At 66.7% G+C, this 16,492-nt stretch carries 14 protein-coding genes; 10 read left to right on the forward strand and 4 right to left on the reverse strand.

Annotated elements, in window-relative coordinates; genetic code table 11:
- Positions 1-25: 25 nt before the first annotated feature.
- From PWP93_RS10400 to PWP93_RS10420, 5 genes are all read left to right on the forward strand, one after another.
- Entirely contained in the window at positions 26-688 is a 663-nt protein-coding gene (locus tag PWP93_RS10400; protein ID WP_421044430.1) for a paraquat-inducible protein A, read from the forward strand.
- Entirely contained in the window at positions 681-2,318 is a 1,638-nt protein-coding gene (locus tag PWP93_RS10405; protein WP_421023051.1) for an intermembrane transport protein PqiB, read from the forward strand. Before PWP93_RS10400 ends, PWP93_RS10405 begins: the two co-directional genes overlap by 8 nt.
- Positions 2,315-3,064 carry a PqiC family protein gene (locus PWP93_RS10410; RefSeq protein ID WP_421044431.1) on the forward strand — a complete coding sequence of 250 codons (750 nt, stop codon included), beginning with the start codon at positions 2,315-2,317 and terminating at the stop codon, positions 3,062-3,064. Before PWP93_RS10405 ends, PWP93_RS10410 begins: the two co-directional genes overlap by 4 nt.
- A 309-nt stretch (positions 3,065-3,373) precedes the next feature.
- Positions 3,374-5,563: a site-specific recombinase gene (locus PWP93_RS10415; RefSeq protein ID WP_421044432.1), complete on the forward strand. Its 2,190-nt coding sequence runs from the start codon at positions 3,374-3,376 to the stop codon at positions 5,561-5,563.
- A 221-nt stretch (positions 5,564-5,784) separates the two neighbouring features.
- Positions 5,785-7,113, forward strand: coding sequence for a THUMP domain-containing class I SAM-dependent RNA methyltransferase (locus PWP93_RS10420; protein ID WP_421023048.1), 1,329 nt, complete (start codon positions 5,785-5,787; stop codon positions 7,111-7,113).
- Between the two features lie 38 nt (positions 7,114-7,151).
- Here the strand turns inward: PWP93_RS10420 and PWP93_RS10425 are convergent, their stop codons facing one another.
- On the reverse strand, positions 7,152-7,946 hold the full coding sequence (locus PWP93_RS10425) for a glycosyltransferase family 2 protein (RefSeq protein ID WP_421044433.1): 795 nt from the start codon (positions 7,944-7,946) through the stop codon (positions 7,152-7,154).
- 305 nt (positions 7,947-8,251) lie between these two features.
- Here PWP93_RS10425 and PWP93_RS10430 point away from each other — a divergent pair, with 305 nt between their 5' ends.
- Positions 8,252-8,641 carry a VOC family protein gene (locus PWP93_RS10430; RefSeq protein ID WP_421023046.1) on the forward strand — a complete coding sequence of 130 codons (390 nt, stop codon included), beginning with the start codon at positions 8,252-8,254 and terminating at the stop codon, positions 8,639-8,641.
- Between the two features lie 175 nt (positions 8,642-8,816).
- Positions 8,817-9,503 (forward strand): helix-turn-helix transcriptional regulator, encoded by a 687-nt coding sequence (locus PWP93_RS10435; protein WP_421023045.1) that lies wholly within the window; start codon positions 8,817-8,819, stop codon positions 9,501-9,503.
- Between the two features lie 96 nt (positions 9,504-9,599).
- On the opposite strand, the gene PWP93_RS10440 is transcribed toward PWP93_RS10435, so the two are convergent.
- The 3 genes from PWP93_RS10440 to PWP93_RS10450 are packed head-to-tail and all read right to left on the reverse strand — an operon-like array spanning position 9,600 to position 12,544.
- On the reverse strand, positions 9,600-11,054 hold the full coding sequence (locus PWP93_RS10440; protein WP_421045066.1) for an NAD(P)(+) transhydrogenase (Re/Si-specific) subunit beta: 1,455 nt from the start codon (positions 11,052-11,054) through the stop codon (positions 9,600-9,602).
- Positions 11,054-11,380 carry an NAD(P) transhydrogenase subunit alpha gene (locus tag PWP93_RS10445; protein WP_413186317.1) on the reverse strand — a complete coding sequence of 109 codons (327 nt, stop codon included), beginning with the start codon at positions 11,378-11,380 and terminating at the stop codon, positions 11,054-11,056. The genes PWP93_RS10440 and PWP93_RS10445 overlap by 1 nt, the downstream gene beginning before the upstream one ends.
- A 12-nt stretch (positions 11,381-11,392) precedes the next feature.
- Positions 11,393-12,544, reverse strand: a complete 1,152-nt coding sequence (locus tag PWP93_RS10450; RefSeq protein WP_421044434.1) for a Re/Si-specific NAD(P)(+) transhydrogenase subunit alpha — start codon at positions 12,542-12,544, stop codon at positions 11,393-11,395.
- A gap of 309 nt (positions 12,545-12,853) precedes the next feature.
- Here PWP93_RS10450 and PWP93_RS10455 point away from each other — a divergent pair, with 309 nt between their 5' ends.
- From PWP93_RS10455 to PWP93_RS10465, 3 genes are all read left to right on the forward strand, one after another.
- Positions 12,854-13,357 (forward strand): NUDIX hydrolase, encoded by a 504-nt coding sequence (locus tag PWP93_RS10455; RefSeq protein WP_421044435.1) that lies wholly within the window; start codon positions 12,854-12,856, stop codon positions 13,355-13,357.
- 24 nt (positions 13,358-13,381) lie between these two features.
- Positions 13,382-14,602, forward strand: a complete 1,221-nt coding sequence (gene mnmA, locus PWP93_RS10460; protein ID WP_421044436.1) for a tRNA 2-thiouridine(34) synthase MnmA — start codon at positions 13,382-13,384, stop codon at positions 14,600-14,602.
- 279 nt (positions 14,603-14,881) lie between these two features.
- Positions 14,882-16,489, forward strand: coding sequence for an FMN-binding glutamate synthase family protein (locus tag PWP93_RS10465; RefSeq protein ID WP_421044437.1), 1,608 nt, complete (start codon positions 14,882-14,884; stop codon positions 16,487-16,489).
- The last annotated feature ends 3 nt before the right edge of the window (positions 16,490-16,492 follow it).

Genomic DNA, 16,492 nt, shown 5'->3' on the forward strand with positions numbered 1-16,492 from the left:
ACCCCCAGCGCACCGAGGCAACCCGATGAAATTCGTCACCGCCAGCGACGCCGGCCTCGTCTCCTGCCACGCCTGCGGCCACGTGCAACCGCGCGAGCGCCAGGCCGCCCATGTACGCTGCGCGCGCTGCCACTCGCCGATGCACGTGCGCACCCCCGACAGCCTCACGCGCACCTGGGCACTGCTGTTCGCCGCCGCGATCCTGTACATCCCCGCGAATCTGCTGCCGGTGATGCACACGGCCTCGCTCATCGGCGATGAGGACGACACCATCATGAGCGGCGTCGCCTACTTCTGGACCTCGGGCGACGCGCCGCTCGCGGTGATCGTCTTCATCGCGAGCATTCTCGTGCCCATGCTCAAGCTCTCCGTGCTCGCGCTGCTTTGCCTCACGGCGCAGCGCCGCTCCCGGTGGCGCCCCGCCGAGCGCACGAAGCTCTACAGGCTCGTCGAGTTCATCGGCCGCTGGTCGATGCTGGACGTGTTCGTTGTCACACTGACCGTCGCGCTGGTACGCTTCCAGTCGCTTGCGGTGATTACGGCGGGGCCCGGCGCGATTGCGTTCGGCTCGGTCGTGATCCTGACGATGCTGGCGTCGATGCAGTTCGATCCGCGCCTCATCTGGGATCCGGTAGACGAAGACAAACAGCAACCGCCGCAACACTCTCAGGATCGCCCTCATGATTAGTCCGCAAGGACCGAACCCGCCTTCAGGAGGCGGCTCGCTGCCGCCTGACCTCCCCGAGCCGGACATCGTCAAGCCGAGGCGCTGGCTCCCTTCCCTCGTCTGGATCGTGCCGCTCGTCGCGGCGTTGATCGGCATCGCACTCGTGGTGAAATCGGTGACCTCGCGCGGCCCGACCATCACGATCAGCTTCCTGAGCGCCGAGGGACTGGAGCCCGGCAAAACCAAGGTCAAATACAAGGACGTCGATATCGGCTCGGTGCGCGCCATCAAGCTTTCGCCGAATCTCTCGCGCGTGCTGGTGACCGTGGAGCTCACCAAGGACGCAGAAAAATTCGCCAAAAAGGACAGCCACTTCTGGGTCGTGCGCGCGCGCATCGGCGCGAGCGGCGTCTCGGGTCTCGGCACGCTGCTCTCGGGCTCCTACATTGGCGCCGACCCGGGCCGCTCGGAAGATACCGCGAGCGACTTCGTCGGGCTCGAGACGCCTCCCGCCGTGACCATCGACGAAAAGGGCCACCGCTACACGCTGCATAGCGAAGCGCTCGGCTCGCTCGATATCGGCACGCCCATTTTCTACCGGCGCATCCAGGTGGGCCAGGTGACGGGCTACTCGCTCGACAAGGACGGCAACGGCGTCACCGTGCAGGTGTTCGTGAGCGCGCCCTACGATCAGTACGTGGGCACCAACACGCGCTGGTGGCACGCGAGCGGCGTGAATGTGCAGCTCGATTCGAACGGCATCAAGATCAACACGCAATCGCTCGCGACCGTGGTGGTAGGCGGCCTCGCGTTCCAGGCGCCGTCGGGTCAGGGAATGGGCCCGCAGGCACCCGACAACTCGACCTTCACGCTCGCCGCCGACGAGGCCGAAGCCATGCGCGAGCCGGACGGCGCGCCGCAGCGCGTGGTGATGTACTTCAACCAGTCGCTGCGCGGCCTTTCGGTGGGCGCACCAGTCGACTTCCGCGGCATCGTGCTCGGCCAGGTGACGGGCATCGGCATCGAGTACGACCCGAAGGAGCGCAACTTCACGATGCCGGTGACGATGGACCTGTATCCGCAACGCCTCGCACGACGCGTTCACGGCGAGGCGCCCGTACCGGGCACGCCGCAAGGCCAGGAGCTCGTCAAGCGGCTGGTCGCGCGCGGCCTGCGCGGCCAGTTGCGCACCGGCAACCTGATCACCGGCCAGCTCTACGTCGCGCTCGACATCTTCCCGAAGGCGCCGGCCGCGAAGGTGGACTTCGACCACGTTCCGATGGAACTGCCGACGATCCCGAACTCGCTCGAGGAACTGCAGGCACAAGTCGCCGACATCGCGAAGAAGCTCGACAAGATCCCGTTCGATCAGATCGGCAACAACCTGAACGACTCGCTGAAGAACGCGAACCAGTTGTTCGGCAAGGTCAACGACGAGATCCTGCCGCAGATGCGCGGCACGCTCGACCAGGCGCAGAAGACCTTCAACGCCGCGCAGTCCACGCTGCAGCAGGATTCGCCGCTGCAATCGGACGTGCATCAGGCGCTGCAGGAACTCACGCGCACGCTGCAATCCCTCAACGCGCTCTCCGACTATCTGGAGCGTCATCCCGAATCGCTGCTGCGCGGCAAATCAGGAGACAAGCCATGACGTTTCGCCGGCTCCCCCTGCGGCTCCCGGCAGCCCCAGCCCTCGCAGCGCTCGCCCTCGTGGCCGCGCTCGCGGGCTGCGCCTCGCCCGGCAGCCGCTTCTACACGCTGAGCCCCACTGACGACGCCGCACACGCGAGCGTCGCCTCGACCACGGGCAATCAAGCGTTGCTCGTGGCGGTGGCGCCGGTCGACGTCCCGCCGCAGGTCGCAAAGCTGCAGTTCGTCGTGCAGAACGACGCCAACCAGGTCAAGGTGCTCGAGCAGGAACGCTGGGCCTCGCTGCCCGGAGACGAAATCCGCCGCGCGCTCTCCGGCGATCTCACGCAGCAGCTCGGCGCCATCGACGTGTACGGCTCGCCGCATCCCGAGGACGTGCCGGTCTATCGCGTGAGCGTGAACGTTCAGCGCTTCGAATCGTGGCCGGGCTCGCATGCCCTCATCGACGCGGTCTGGAGCGTGCGCGCACTCGACTCGCAGACGGTCATGACCTGCCGCAGCGTGCTCAACGAACCCATCGGCGACGGCTATGACGCGCTCGTAGTCGGCCACCGGCGCGCGGTGGCGGCGCTCTCGCAGGCCATCGCGAGCGGCGTGCGCACGCTCGCCGCCGCGCCGCAGGCGAGCGCGACGTCCAGCACCAGGACCACGGCGAAGAACGGCGCGAAGGCCTCTTCCGCGCACCTGCCGCCCGCGACCAGCATCGCCTGCCCGCAGGCCGTGTCCACCGCCGCAACGGCGGGCTGAGTCCCAGCGCGGACACCCGAGCGGACGCGGCCCGCCGCGTCCGTATTCGCGTTCCCTCCCGCTCCTCGCATGCGCACTAGCACACGCTAATACGCAATAGTGCGCATTAGCGCGCACAACGCCATGATCACCCCACGGCGCCCGCCGGCTTGGCCGCCGCCCCTGTGCGCCAACGCTGCCACGGCGCGCGCTCGCTCCCGTGTGCCGCCAAACGGCTCGCATCGGCCGCTTTCGCGCTGTCCAACTCGAACCGCCCAATCCGCGCGAGCCGCGATAATGCCGCTTTACCCTACTGCCTGACGCATTGGTATGTTTCGTTCGCTCAAGACGCTCTGGAAGAAATGGCGCGCTTCGCGCAGTGCAGTTCAGCAACTCGATGCGTTGCTCGCCATCGCGGATGCCGATGCCCCCTACGCGGAACGCAGCGACTGGCTGATCGAACTCGCACACTGGATCCACCGGCGCGGCCAGCTCGACACCGATGCCCCCGCAGCCGCCGCCACCGCGCCCGATGCGCCGCTGCGCGCGCCGCCCGAGCATGCGCGCGTGCGCTACCTGCTGCACGTGCTGGACCGCAATCCGGCATGGAAGGCCAACGTCGGCGCGATGGTGCGCAAGCTGATGCGCGAAAGCGACAGCATCACCCTGCTCTGCGACGCAGGCATGCCGGTCCACTCGAACCTGTTCGGCGCGCTCGTGGGCCGGATGCAGGCGCAGTTGATCCCGCCCGCGCCGAACCGCCGCGACCTCGCAGCGCTCTTCACGCTGATGTTCCCGTCGCCCCACGACCCCGAGTGGATCGCCACACTGCCGCGCGACCTGCTCGCCCGGCTGCGGACCCTGATCGCCGAGCCCGGCGCGGTGCAGCCGGAAGCGGCGGTCGAACCCGCCGTCGCCCCGGCCCAGCTTCCCGACGAAGACGGCGCGGGCGCCGCGCGCCCTGTCGCTTCAGCAGCGCTGCCCAACGAGTTCTCGCTGGACCTGCTCACGGCGCTGCACAACCTGACCTGCCAGATCAGCTCGACGGGTCTCTCGCCGACGGTGCGCAGCCGCCTTTCGAACGAAGACGCGCACGTCGCCGTCGAAAAGCTGTCGTTCTTCCGGCTCACGCGCGCGATGCTCGCAGTGGAAAACGCACGCGACGCGGGCGAGCCCACGCGGCTGCTGCAGGAAGTGACGTGGCTGCGCCTCTTGCTCGACGACTGCCGCAAAGCCACCGACGGCGTCTTCGCGCATCTCTACCGCCACGGCGTGCGCGTGGACACGGTGTTCCAGGTCCAGCGCATGCGCATGCGCATCGTGCGCGCGGAGCGTCTGCTCGACGCGTGGATGGCCGCCGACGATCCCGCGACGCAGGCGCGCCTCGTTGCCGATCTCGTCCGCGCGAACCAGAAAAGCCAGAGCATGGCCCACCTCGTGCGCAGCAACTTCGCGCTGCTTTCGCGCAAGGTGGTGGAGCTCTCCGCCGACACGGGCGAGCATTACATCGCGCGCGACCGCGCCGAATACCTCACGATGCTGCGCATGGCGGCGGGCGGCGGCCTCGTCACGGCGGTGACGGTCTACGTGAAATTCGGCATCACGGGCGCGCACCTGCCCTCGATGATCGAAGGACTCTTCGCGGGCATCAACTACGCGCTGAGCTTTCTCGTCATGCACTTCTGTCACTTTTCGCTCGCGACCAAGCAGCCCGCGATGACCGCGCCCACGCTCGCGCGCGAACTCGACGGCGCCAACGAGCCCGCGGGGCGCGCGCGCTTCGTGTCGTCGGTGGTGGCGCTGATCCGCACCCAGGCCGCCGCCGTGCTCGGCAACGTGCTGCTCGTATTCCCGGCCTGTCTCGCGATCCAGCTCGCGTTCGGCTGGCTGTTCCACGCGAACCTGATCGCGCCGGCGAAGGCGCACGCAACGCTCCAATCGTTCTCGCTAATCGGCCCGACGCCGTTCTACGCCGCGCTCACCGGCGTGCTGCTGTGGGCGTCGAGTCTGTTCGCCGGCTGGGCCGACAACTGGTTCGTGCTGCATCGCGTCGAGGACGCGCTCGCGTGGAACCGGCGCCTGCGCATGACGCTGGGCGCACCGGGCGCCGCGCGCCTCGCACGCTTTTGCCGCGTGAACGTGGCGGGCGTATGGGGCAACGTCGTGCTGGGCATGATGCTCGGCCTCGTGCCGGCGATCGTTTCGGCCGTCGCGTTCCACTTCGAAGTGCGCCACGTGACGCTCTCGGCGGGCTCGATCGGCGTGGCGCTCGGCGTGCTCGGCACGGCTACGCTCAAAACCGGCGAGCTCTGGTGGGCCGTGGCCGGCGTGGCGAGCATGGCCGTTCTCAACGTGACGGTGAGCTTCGCGCTCGCGCTGCACATGGCGGTGCGCTCACGCGACCTCGGGCGTCAGGACGTGCGTCCGCTCATGCGTGCGTTCTGGCGGCGCGTGACGCGCCATCCGATCGATCTGGTGTGGCCGATCCGGCGGGGGCGCGGCGCGAATCAGGAGGGCTGAAAGCCAATGAAAGGCATCGTGCCGTGAGCTGCCGGACGATAAGACGGGATGGGCGTGGAAGACGCCCCGAGCAATGGCGCGGCATGCAAACCCAGTGGAATCTTTGGCAAGTCCGCCGGCCCTCGCGTGAGAATCAGGCCGCTCGCACGGCCGGCCGCCTGAAGGGACTCACGCCAACCCGCGTACAATAGCGCCTTCCTCGCAGCGTCCCCTCTCTTCTCATGTCTTTCGATTTCTTTGCTCCCTGCCCGCGCGGCCTCGAAGCCCCGCTCGCCGCCGAACTGGCCGAAATCGCGCAGCGGCGCCTGCCGCCCGGCGCGCTCCAGGTGGGCGCCGAAGTGCCCGGCGGCGTGCATTTTCGCGGCAACTGGGCCGGCGGCATGGCCGCGAACCTGCATTCGCGCATTGCCAGCCGCGTGCTCCTGAAAATCGCCCAGCGGCCCTATCGCGGCGAGCAGGACATCTATGCGCTCGCGCGCGAGCAGCAATGGGAAAAATGGTTCTCGCCGAACGAGACCATCCGCATCGACATCACCGCGATCAAGTCGCCGCTGCGCAGCCTCGAATTCGCCACCCTGCGCGTGAAGGACGCGATCTGCGACCGCATGCGCGACAAGGCCGGCGCGCGCCCCAGCGTCGATACCGCCTATCCCGACGTGCGCGTGTTCGCCTTCCTCACCGCGAACGATTGCACGCTCTACCTCGACACCTCGGGCGAGCCGCTCTTCAAACGCGGCTGGCGTCTGGACAAGGGCGCCGCGCCCCTGCGCGAGAATCTCGCCGCCGGCATCCTGCGCCTCACGGGCTGGACGCCCGAGATGCCGCTCTATGACCCGATGTGCGGCAGCGGCACGTTTCTGGCGGAAGCCGCCCAGGTCGCGCTCGACATCGCGCCGGGGCTGTCGCGCAGCTTCGGCTTCGAGCGTCTGAAGCAGGCCGACACCGCCGCGTGGCGCCATCTGAAGAGCGAGGCGAACACGTTGCGCAACACCGCCATGAGCCGCGCGACGGAGCTGCGCATTTTCGGCAGCGACATTTCCGACGTCATGCTGGAGAAGGCGCGCGCCAACTTCGCGCGCGCGGGTCTTGGCGAGGTGCCGCTCAAGCAGCTCGATGCGCGCAACATGACGCCGCCCGCGGAAGGCAACGGGATTCTCGTGGCGAATCCGCCGTATGGCGAGCGTATCGAGGTGCGCGGGCGCAACGCGCGCGGCGAAGCCCGCGCGCCACGCAGCGACGACTACGAGGAGCAAGAGGCCTTCCGCCGCGTCCATACCGACGCACCCGACGCCGAATTCTTCCAGGCGCTCGGCGACGCGCTCAAGCAGCGCTTCACGGGCTGGCGCGCGTTCTTCCTGACCTCGGACCGCAAGCTGCCTGGGCAGCTGCGTCTGCGCGAAGCGGCCAAGACGCCGCTCTTCAACGGCGCGCTCGAATGCCGCCTGTTCCGCTTCGACCTGATCGCGGGCAGCGTGCGCCAGCGCCCTGCCGGCGCCGGCCAGGACGCCGCCGCTGGCAAGAACCCGGACAGCGCCGGCCCAAACAGCTAACGAGCCGCACGATGTAACCCCTGCGCCGCGTCCGCGTTTCAGACGCGCGCAGGCCCGACCGCCGCTCCGCCCGGTTCGACGGGCAGCGGATATCCTTGGTACTCCGGAAAGAGTCTCGGCAGCAGGAAGACCGGCAGCGAATACCGCGAAAAGCAGCGCGACGTGGAAGCCGGGTGAATCAGATGCAGGCAGCTCGCCTGGGTGTCGTCGGCGGCGAGCACTTTCTGTCCCGACTCCACCACGCGGCGGATGAAGCTCTCGTCTTCGCCGAGGTTGACGTCGTCAAAGCGCGCGATGTCGAAGAGCGCCTTGCGGTAAACGTATGCGAAACCATAGAAAAGAATGAAATCGGCGCCGATCTGCATCTTCTCGTGGAAGGTCACCGTGCCCACTTCCTTGCCCTTGAGCACGTAATGCAGGCCCACGCGCGCATTCAGGTCCATATAGCCCAGAAACTGCGTATGCGGCGCGTACATCCAGAACGTCGATAGCTTCATGAGCTGCGCGCCGCTTTCGCGCAACAGCCGCGCCATGGTCGCGAGATAGTGCGAGGCGTAATGATCGTCGTCGTCGAAATGGGCGATCAACTCGCCGCGCGACTCGCCCACGAGGAAATTGCGCTTCGCGCCGATCGACATAGGCATCTTCGACCAGTAGTAGCGCACGCGCGGGTCGGTGTCGGCGAGCTGGCGCATGAAGGCGCTGGGCTGGGGGCTGTCGTCGAGCACGAGCCACTCCCAGTCGACCTGCTGACGCGCCACACAGCGCGCGATCGCCGGCAGAAAGGCCGCGCGGTTGGCCGTGGGCGTGATGATGGAGATGTTTGGAGACATGAAGCGCAAGGCAGGCCACGAGCCGCCGGATCGAAAGAACAAGGAAGAATCAATCCGTCGATTACAGCAGATTTGCGCGCGCCTCTCTCTCGAAAACGCCTGCCGGCATAGCGCGGCGCAGCGCGGTGAACGTGCTGTCAAAGCTACTGACAACACGTTGTCAGCAGCCCCACGGCACACTCCTTCCTACGCCAGCCCGCGCGACATCACGTGCGTTGCGGGCAGGCCGGCGCCACGGCATCCCGCCAGCCGCCGCCATTTCACCGCATCCGTCATCGACACCATTGGCATCCGAGGAGCGCATCATGTCGACCGAAGTTTCCCGTGTCATCTCGTGGTTCGAAATCCCCGCACACGATCTGGACCGTGCCGCCACCTTTTACGAAACCGCCCTCGATACGTCGCTGCAGCGCGAAGTGGTCGGCGGCGTGCCGATGGCGCTGTTCTCGCATACGGAAGCCGAAACCGGCGGCTGCATCGTGTTCAATCCGCGCGACGCCAAGCCGGACCCGAAAGGCGTGCTCGTGTATCTGAACGCGCAGCCGTCGATCACGGCCGTGCTCGAGCGCGTGGAAAAGGCCGGCGGCAAGAAGCAAGGCCCTGCCGTGGAGCTGCCCAACAACTACGGCTATATCGGCTTCTTCATCGATACCGAAGGCAACCGCGTCGGCTTGCACGCTGCCAAGCTGGGCTGAGCGCTGGGGCGCTATCATCCTCGGGACCGTTTCCGGTCATGCTTGCGGCCACACGGTTCTTCGCTGTCCGGACCGGCCGTTTTAAGCGGCCGTTTCAAGCGGCCATCCCAACTGGCCGTCCGAGCTGCCCGTCCGAACCAGTCGACCGTTCTGGCCCACCCCCAACGACCCACCCATGACCCGCCGAGCCGACCGCCTGTTCCGCATCGCCGAGCTGCTGCGCGGCCGCCGTCTCACTACCGCGCAGCAGCTCGCGCAGTGGCTCGAGGTGTCGCCGCGCACCGTCTATCGCGACGTGCGCGACCTGCAGCTTTCGGGCGTGCCGATCGAAGGCGAAGCGGGCATCGGCTACCGGCTCGCGCGCACGGCAAGCCTGCCGCCGCTCACCTTCACGGCCGACGAGCTCACCGCGCTCGCCGTGGGCGCGCGCATGGCCGAATCGTGGGGCGGCGCGGTGCTCGCGGGCGGGGCGCGCGGCGCGCTCGCGAAGATCGCCGCGGCCATGCCCGCCGACAAGCGCGCGGTGCTCGAACGCATCGCCGTGTTCGTGCCGTCGTATCACGTCGATCCCGCGTATTCGGAGAAAGTGGACGCGCTGCATCGCGCCGTCGATTCGCGGCTGGTGGTGCGCTTCGCGTATTGCGACCGCATCGGCGCGCATACGCAGCGGCGCATCTGGCCGCTCGGGCTCGTGTACTGGGGGGCGCAGTGGACAGTCGGCGCGTGGTGCGAAATGCGGGAGGATTTCCGCAACTTCAACATCGCGCGGATGAACGACGTGGAAGTGCTCGAGCCGTTTCCCGACGTGAGCGGGAGACGGCTCGGCGATTATTTGCGGCGCGTAGAAGCACCGTCGACGTAACACCGCGCGGGGTACGCGTGACGGTCTGATCCAGGCGTAAAAAAAGCGCGCATCGCTGCGCGCTTTTGTGTAGCCAGGAAACTTCGGCGATGGCGCTTATTCCACCGCCTTCACCATCTCCTCGATCACCTTCTTCGCGTCGCCGAATACCATCATGGTCTTGTCCATGTAGAACAGTTCGTTGTCGAGCCCGGCGTAACCCGCCGCCATCGAGCGCTTGTTCACGATGATCGTGCGCGCCTTGTAGGCCTCGATGATCGGCATGCCCGCGATCGGCGACTTCGGATCGTTCTTCGCCGCCGGATTCACCACGTCGTTCGCGCCCAGCACCAGCACCACGTCGGTCTGGCCGAACTCGTTGTTGATGTCCTCCATCTCGAACACCATGTCGTAGGGCACTTCCGCTTCCGCGAGCAGCACGTTCATGTGGCCCGGCATGCGGCCCGCCACGGGGTGAATGGCGTAGCGCACGTCCACGCCCTTCTCCACCAGCTTGTCCGTGAGCTCCTTCAAGGCATGCTGCGCGCGCGCGACCGCCAGCCCGTAGCCCGGCACGATCACGACGCTCTCGGCATTGCCCAGCATGAACGCGGCGTCGTCCGCCGAGCCCGACTTCACCGGACGCTGCTCCTGCGCGCCGCCCGCCGATGCCCCGCCCGCCTCGGCGCCAAAGCCGCCCAGCAGCACATTGAAGAACGAGCGGTTCATCGCGTGGCACATGATGTACGAGAGAATCGCGCCCGACGAGCCCACCAGCGAGCCCGCGATGATCAGCATCGCGTTGTTCAGCGAGAAGCCGATACCCGCCGCCGCCCAGCCCGAGTACGAGTTCAGCATCGACACCACGACGGGCATGTCCGCCCCGCCGATCGGGATGATGATGAGCACACCGAGCGCGAACGCGATCGCCGTCATGATGATGAACGGCAGCCACGACTGCGTGAGGAAGAACAGAATGCCGAAGCCGATCATGCCCAGCGCGAGCATCAGGTTGATCAGGTGCTGCCCCGGATAAACGACCGGTGCGCCCTGGAACAGGCGGAACTTGTACTTGCCCGAGAGCTTGCCGAAGGCGATCACCGAACCCGAGAACGTGATCGCGCCCACGAAGGTGCCGATGAACAGTTCGATGCGGTTGCCGTAAGGCAGGAAGCCCGGATACGGCGCGTCCTCGGCCACGAGCCCGAACGCGGCCGGCTCCGAGACCACCGCATACGCGATGCACACCGCCGCGAGACCGATCAGCGAGTGCATGGCGGCAACGAGCTCCGGCATCTTGGTCATCTCGACGCGCGCGGCCACGAATGCCCCCAGGCCGCCGCCCACCACCAGCGCCCCGAACAGCAGCCCGAGGCCGAGCCCGAGGTTCGAGCCGAACTGGGCCGACTGCTTCGCAATCAGCGCAACCGTGGTGAGAATGGCGATGGCCATGCCCACCATGCCGAACATGTTGCCGGCGCGCGCGGTGCGCGGGTTCGAGAGACCCTTGAGCGCCTGGATAAAGCAGACCGACGCCACCAGATAGAGCAGCGTAACGACGTTCATGCTCATCATGCGCCCTCCTTGCTGCCGGACGCGGCCTTCTTCGGCTCCTTCTTGCGGAACATTTCGAGCATGCGCCGCGTGACGAGGAAGCCGCCGAACACGTTCACCGCGGCGAGCAGCACGGCGAAGGTGCCGAAGAACTTGCCGGCGCCGCCCACCGTGAGGCCGGTCGCCAGCATCGCGCCCACGATCACGATGGCCGAGATCGCATTGGTCACGGCCATGAGCGGCGTATGCAGCGCGGGCGTGACGTTCCATACGACGTGATAGCCCACATACACGGCCAGCACGAAGATGATCAGGTTGATGACGGTATGGTTGATCAGTTCCATTGCCGGGTCTCCTCAGGTCTTGCGCGTGACGGTGCCGTCGCGGGCCAGCAGCGTGGCCGCGACGATGTCGTCCGCGAGATCGATATTGAGCGCGCCTTCCTTCGTGACGATCAGCTTCAGGAAGTCGAGCAGGTTGCGCGCGTAGAGCGACGAGGCATCGGCGGCCACCATCGACGCGAGATTCGTGTAGCCGCAGATCTGCACGCCGTGGTGCGTGACCACCTTGTCGGCTTCGGTGAGCGGACAGTTGCCGCCGCGCCGGCCGGTGGCCGGATCGGCGACGGGGCCGCGCCCGGCCGCGAGGTCGATCACGACCGAACCCGGCTTCATCGCCTGCACGGTGTCGGCGGGCAGCAGCGTGGGCGCGTCGCGGCCCGGGATCAGCGCGGTCGAGATGACGATATCGGCTTGCTTCGCGCGCTCGTGCACCAGCGCCGACTGGCGCGCGAGCCACGAGGGCGGCATCGGGCGCGCGTAGCCGCCCACGCCCTGCGCCGCTTCGCGCTCCTCATCGGTTTCGTAGGGCACGTCGATGAATTTCGCGCCCAGCGACTCGATCTGCTCTTTCACCGCCGGACGCACGTCCGAAGCCTCGATCACGGCGCCCAGACGCTTCGCGGTGGCGATCGCCTGCAAGCCCGCCACGCCCGCGCCGAGGATCAGCACGCGCGCGGCCTTCACCGTGCCGGCCGCGGTCATGAGCATCGGCATGAAGCGCGGATAAAGATTGGACGCCACGAGCACCGCCTTGTAGCCGGCGATGTTGGCCTGCGAGGACAGCACGTCGAGACTCTGCGCGCGCGTGGTGCGCGGCGCGGCTTCGAGCGCGAACGCCGTCACGCCCGCTTCGGCGAGCTTCTGGGCATTTTCCGCATTGAAGGGATCGAGCATGCCGACCAGCACCGCACCGCGCTTCATGAACGCGAGCTCGCTGACCGAGGGCGACTGGACCTTGAGCACGAGCTCGGCGCCGAAGGCGGCGGCCGCGTCGGCAATCTGCGCGCCCGCGGCCGTGTAGGCATCATCGGGAAAGCTCGCGCCAACGCCGGCGCCTGCCTGAATAGTGACCGTGTGACCCTGCGCGACGTACTTCTTGACTGTCTCCGGCGTCGCGGCCACGCGGGTTTCGTTCGCCCGCGTCTCTGCGGGCACTCCGATATGCATCGCTGTTTCCTCCTCGACCTGCTTTCTTTCTAATCTGGCTCTAATCGAGCGGAGTGAAGCCGGCGAGACCCGCCGGCTTTCTATTGCAACGGCAAACTGCCGCACCACTTTAACCGAAACCGCGAGCGCGACTGAAGCCGAAATTGCGCGTTTTTGTGCACTGCACACAACACTTTTAGATGTCCGACCGGACGGTCGACGATACCCCGCATAGGGCGCCTTCGTGCCCCCATGCGCACTGGATAGCGGGACCGGGCGCGCGATCCGGCCCCCGGCAGTCTTGGGCGGGTGCCGGTAAAATAGCGGCCCATGAATGATGAAACCTGGGCACCCCACGTCACCGTGGCGTCAATCGTCGAGCGCGACGGGCGCTTTCTGCTCGTCGAGGAGCACACGCCGGCCGGCTTGCGCCTGAATCAGCCCGCCGGGCATCTGGAAGCCGGCGAGACGCTCCATGAGGCGGTCGTGCGCGAAACGCTCGAAGAAACCGCTTATATGTTCGCGCCCGAGGCACTGGTCGGCATGTACATGACACATTTCGGCAAGCCCGGTGAAAGCGGCACGACATATCTGCGCTTCACTTACTGCGGCAGCGTCGCGAGCGAGCCGCAGCCGCGCGCGCTCGATCCGGACATCGTCCGCGCGCTGTGGATGAGCGCCGATGAGCTGCGCGCCGCGAGCGCGCGCCACCGCACGCCGCTCGTCATGCAATGCGTCGACGATTACCTCGCGGGCAAGCGCGTGTCGCTCGATTTCGTGCACACCCACGCGGTCGGGCCGAAGGCAGGTCCGAAAGTGAAACCCCGGGATTGAAAGCAGCAACAAGGCAGCAGACAAATGAGCAAACGTAAGGTCGTGGTAGGCATGTCGGGCGGCGTCGATTCGTCGGTTACCGCATGGCTGCTCAAGGAGCAGGGGTTCGACGTCGTCGGTCTCTTCATGAAGAACTGGGAAGACGACGACGACGGCGAGTACTGCTCGACGCGCCAGGACTGGATCGACGTGGTGTCGGTCGCGGACCTGATCGGCATCGACGTCGAGGCGGTCAACTTCGCCGCCGAGTACAAGGACCGCGTGTTTGCGGAGTTCCTGCGCGAATACTCGGCGGGCCGCACGCCGAACCCCGACGTGCTCTGCAACGCCGAGATCAAGTTCAAGGCCTTCCTCGATCACGCGATGTCGCTGGGCGCGCAAACCATCGCCACGGGCCATTACGCGCGCGTGCGTCAGAACGAACGCAACGGACGCTTCGAACTGCTGAAGGCGCTCGATCACACGAAAGATCAGTCGTACTTCCTGCATCGCCTGAACCAGGCGCAGCTTTCGAAGACGATGTTCCCGCTGGGCGAAATTCCCAAGACGAAGGTGCGCGAGATCGCCGAACAGATCGGCTTGCCGAACGCGAAGAAAAAGGATTCGACTGGCATCTGCTTCATTGGCGAGCGGCCGTTCCGCGATTTCCTGAACCGCTATCTGCCCACGAAGCCCGGCCCGATGATGACGCCCGAAGGCAAGGTCGTGGGCGAGCATATCGGCCTCGCGTTCTATACGTTCGGGCAGCGCAAGGGCATTGGCCTGGGCGGCAGCAAGGACGGCAGCGGCGACCCGTGGTTCGTGGCGGGCAAGGACATGGCCGCCAATACGCTCTACGTCGTGCAGGGCCACGATCATCCGTGGCTGCTCGCGCACGGGCTGCGCGCGGGCAATGTGAGCTGGGTCGCGGGCGAGCCGCCCGCCGACGGCCATGCATGCGGCGCGAAGACGCGTTACCGCCAGACCGACGCGCCCTGCACGTTCAAGGCCGCGTGCGTAGATGGGGAAAGCGGCGAAGGCCAGTTCGCGCTGCACTTCCCAAGCGCGCAATGGGCCGTGACACCGGGCCAGTCGGCGGTGCTCTACGACGGCGACGTGTGCCTCGGCGGCGGCATCATCGAAGCCGTGACGACGCTGGAGCCGCATGTGCCCGCCGTGCCGCCCCCCGTCGCGCCGAAGAAAAAGCGCACGCCGCGCAAGAAATCGGCACAGTTCGCTGCCTCGGCCGCGCGAGATTTGGCTTAATTTCTGGCTTATTGTCTGGCTTACTTCCTGGCTTACTTCCTGGCTTAAGGCCTGACACGAGCGCACTCGCGCGGCGCACCCGGTGCCGCGCGTTTTCCCCTCCTTACGATCGTACGATCGGCCCCTTCGGTTTCACGCCGGCTTTTTGTCTTCCTGCCGGCCAGATTCACCAACTTGCGGCATCATTCGGGCACCGTCGCGCCTCACCCGGGCGCGGCCGGCGCGCGCGGCCGCAACCCGCCTCGCGCAGCGAATCAAAAGATCGAGGAGTCCCCACCCATGTTTTCCCGACGTTACCTTGCCATGTGGTGCGCGGTGCTGCTGCTGGCAGCCTGCGTGCTTGCAGCGGCGCTCCATCATCTGTCGTGGCTGTGCGCCGTCGTGCCGGCGCTCATCGTCGCGCTCGGCATCTGGGACATGACCCAGCAGCGCCACGCCATCCTGCGCAACTATCCGCTCTGGGGTCATCTGCGCTTTCTGTTCGAGTTCGTGCGTCCCGAAATCCGCCAGTACTTCGTCGAAGACGACACCGACGAAAAACCCTTCTCGCTCGTGCAGCGCAGCGTGGTCTACCAGCGCTCGAAGAACGTCGTCGACAGCCGCCCGTACGGCACCGAGCTCGACGTGAAGGCCGTAGGCCACGAGTGGATCAGCCATTCGCTCGCGCCGACCAAACTCGCGGGCAGCGACTTCCGCGTGCTGGTGGGCGTGCAGCGCGCGCAGCCGTATTCGATGTCGATTTTCAACATCTCGGCGATGAGCTTCGGCGCGCTATCCGCCAACGCCATCCGCGCGCTCAACCTGGGCGCGAAGAAAGGCGGCTTCGCGCACGACACCGGCGAAGGCTCGATGTCGAAGTACCACCGCGAGAACGGCGGCGACATCATCTGGGAAGTCGCCTCGGGCTACTTCGGCTGCCGCAACGACGACGGCACCTTCAGCGCCGAAAAATTTCAGCGCCTCGCCCAGGAGCCACAGGTGAAGATGATCGAGGTGAAGCTCTCGCAGGGCGCGAAGCCGGGCCACGGCGGCATGCTGCTGGCCGCCAAGGTCACGCCCGAGATTGCCGAGACGCGCGGCATTCCGATCGGCCAGGATTGCGTCTCGCCCGCGCGCCATTCGGAGTTCTCCACGCCGCGCGGCCTGCTCGAATTCGTCGAGCGCCTGCGCAAGCTCTCGGGCGGCAAGCCCACCGGCTTCAAGCTGTGCATCGGCCACCCGTGGGAGTTCTTCGGCATCGCCAAGGCCATGCTCGAAACCGGCATCTTGCCCGACTTCATCGTCGTGGACGGCGCCGAAGGCGGCACGGGCGCCGCGCCCATCGAGTTCACCGATCACATCGGCACGCCGCTGCAGGAGGGCCTGCTGCTCGTGCACAACACGCTCGTGGGCATCGGCCTGCGCGACAAAATCAAGATTGGTGCAAGCGGCAAGATCATCACCGCATTCGATATCGCCAAGACGCTCGCGATCGGCGCGGACTGGATCAACTCGGCGCGCGGCTTCATGTTCGCGGTGGGCTGCATCCAGGCGCAGAAGTGCCATTCGGACCGCTGCCCCACCGGCGTCGCGACCCAGGACCCGGCACGCCAGCGCGCACTGAACGTGCCGGACAAGGGTGAGCGCGTCTACTACTTCCATCGCAACACGCTGCACGCGCTGCAGGAAATCCTCCAGGCCGCGGGACTCGAGAGCCCCGCCGATCTGCGCGCGCATCACATCGTGCGCCGTGTTTCGTCGTATGAAGTCAAGCTGATGTCGGAACTGCTCAAGTACCTGAAGCCTGGCGACCTCATCGAAGGGCGTTACCGCTATCAGCTGTACGAGAAGTGGTGGCCGGTCGCGCGCAGCGATTCGTTCGTGCCGGATATCGACAAGATGGGCTGACGC

The organism is Paraburkholderia sp. A1RI-2L, from assembly GCF_048957375.1.
Classification (GTDB): domain Bacteria; phylum Pseudomonadota; class Gammaproteobacteria; order Burkholderiales; family Burkholderiaceae; genus Paraburkholderia.

Coding starts and splice junctions, on each gene's coding strand:
- PWP93_RS10425 (WP_421044433.1), bottom strand. CDS start 7,946: ATGTCTCCAAACATCTCCATCATCACGCCCACGGCCAACCGCGCGGCC.
- PWP93_RS10435 (WP_421023045.1), top strand. CDS start 8,817: ATGACCCGCCGAGCCGACCGCCTGTTCCGCATCGCCGAGCTGCTGCGC.
- PWP93_RS10415 (WP_421044432.1), top strand. CDS start 3,374: ATGTTTCGTTCGCTCAAGACGCTCTGGAAGAAATGGCGCGCTTCGCGC.
- PWP93_RS10400 (WP_421044430.1), top strand. CDS start 26: ATGAAATTCGTCACCGCCAGCGACGCCGGCCTCGTCTCCTGCCACGCC.
- PWP93_RS10420 (WP_421023048.1), top strand. CDS start 5,785: ATGTCTTTCGATTTCTTTGCTCCCTGCCCGCGCGGCCTCGAAGCCCCG.
- PWP93_RS10450 (WP_421044434.1), bottom strand. CDS start 12,544: ATGCATATCGGAGTGCCCGCAGAGACGCGGGCGAACGAAACCCGCGTG.
- PWP93_RS10440 (WP_421045066.1), bottom strand. CDS start 11,054: ATGAGCATGAACGTCGTTACGCTGCTCTATCTGGTGGCGTCGGTCTGC.
- PWP93_RS10455 (WP_421044435.1), top strand. CDS start 12,854: ATGAATGATGAAACCTGGGCACCCCACGTCACCGTGGCGTCAATCGTC.
- PWP93_RS10465 (WP_421044437.1), top strand. CDS start 14,882: ATGTTTTCCCGACGTTACCTTGCCATGTGGTGCGCGGTGCTGCTGCTG.
- PWP93_RS10430 (WP_421023046.1), top strand. CDS start 8,252: ATGTCGACCGAAGTTTCCCGTGTCATCTCGTGGTTCGAAATCCCCGCA.
- PWP93_RS10405 (WP_421023051.1), top strand. CDS start 681: ATGATTAGTCCGCAAGGACCGAACCCGCCTTCAGGAGGCGGCTCGCTG.
- PWP93_RS10445 (WP_413186317.1), bottom strand. CDS start 11,380: ATGGAACTGATCAACCATACCGTCATCAACCTGATCATCTTCGTGCTG.
- PWP93_RS10410 (WP_421044431.1), top strand. CDS start 2,315: ATGACGTTTCGCCGGCTCCCCCTGCGGCTCCCGGCAGCCCCAGCCCTC.
- mnmA (WP_421044436.1), top strand. CDS start 13,382: ATGAGCAAACGTAAGGTCGTGGTAGGCATGTCGGGCGGCGTCGATTCG.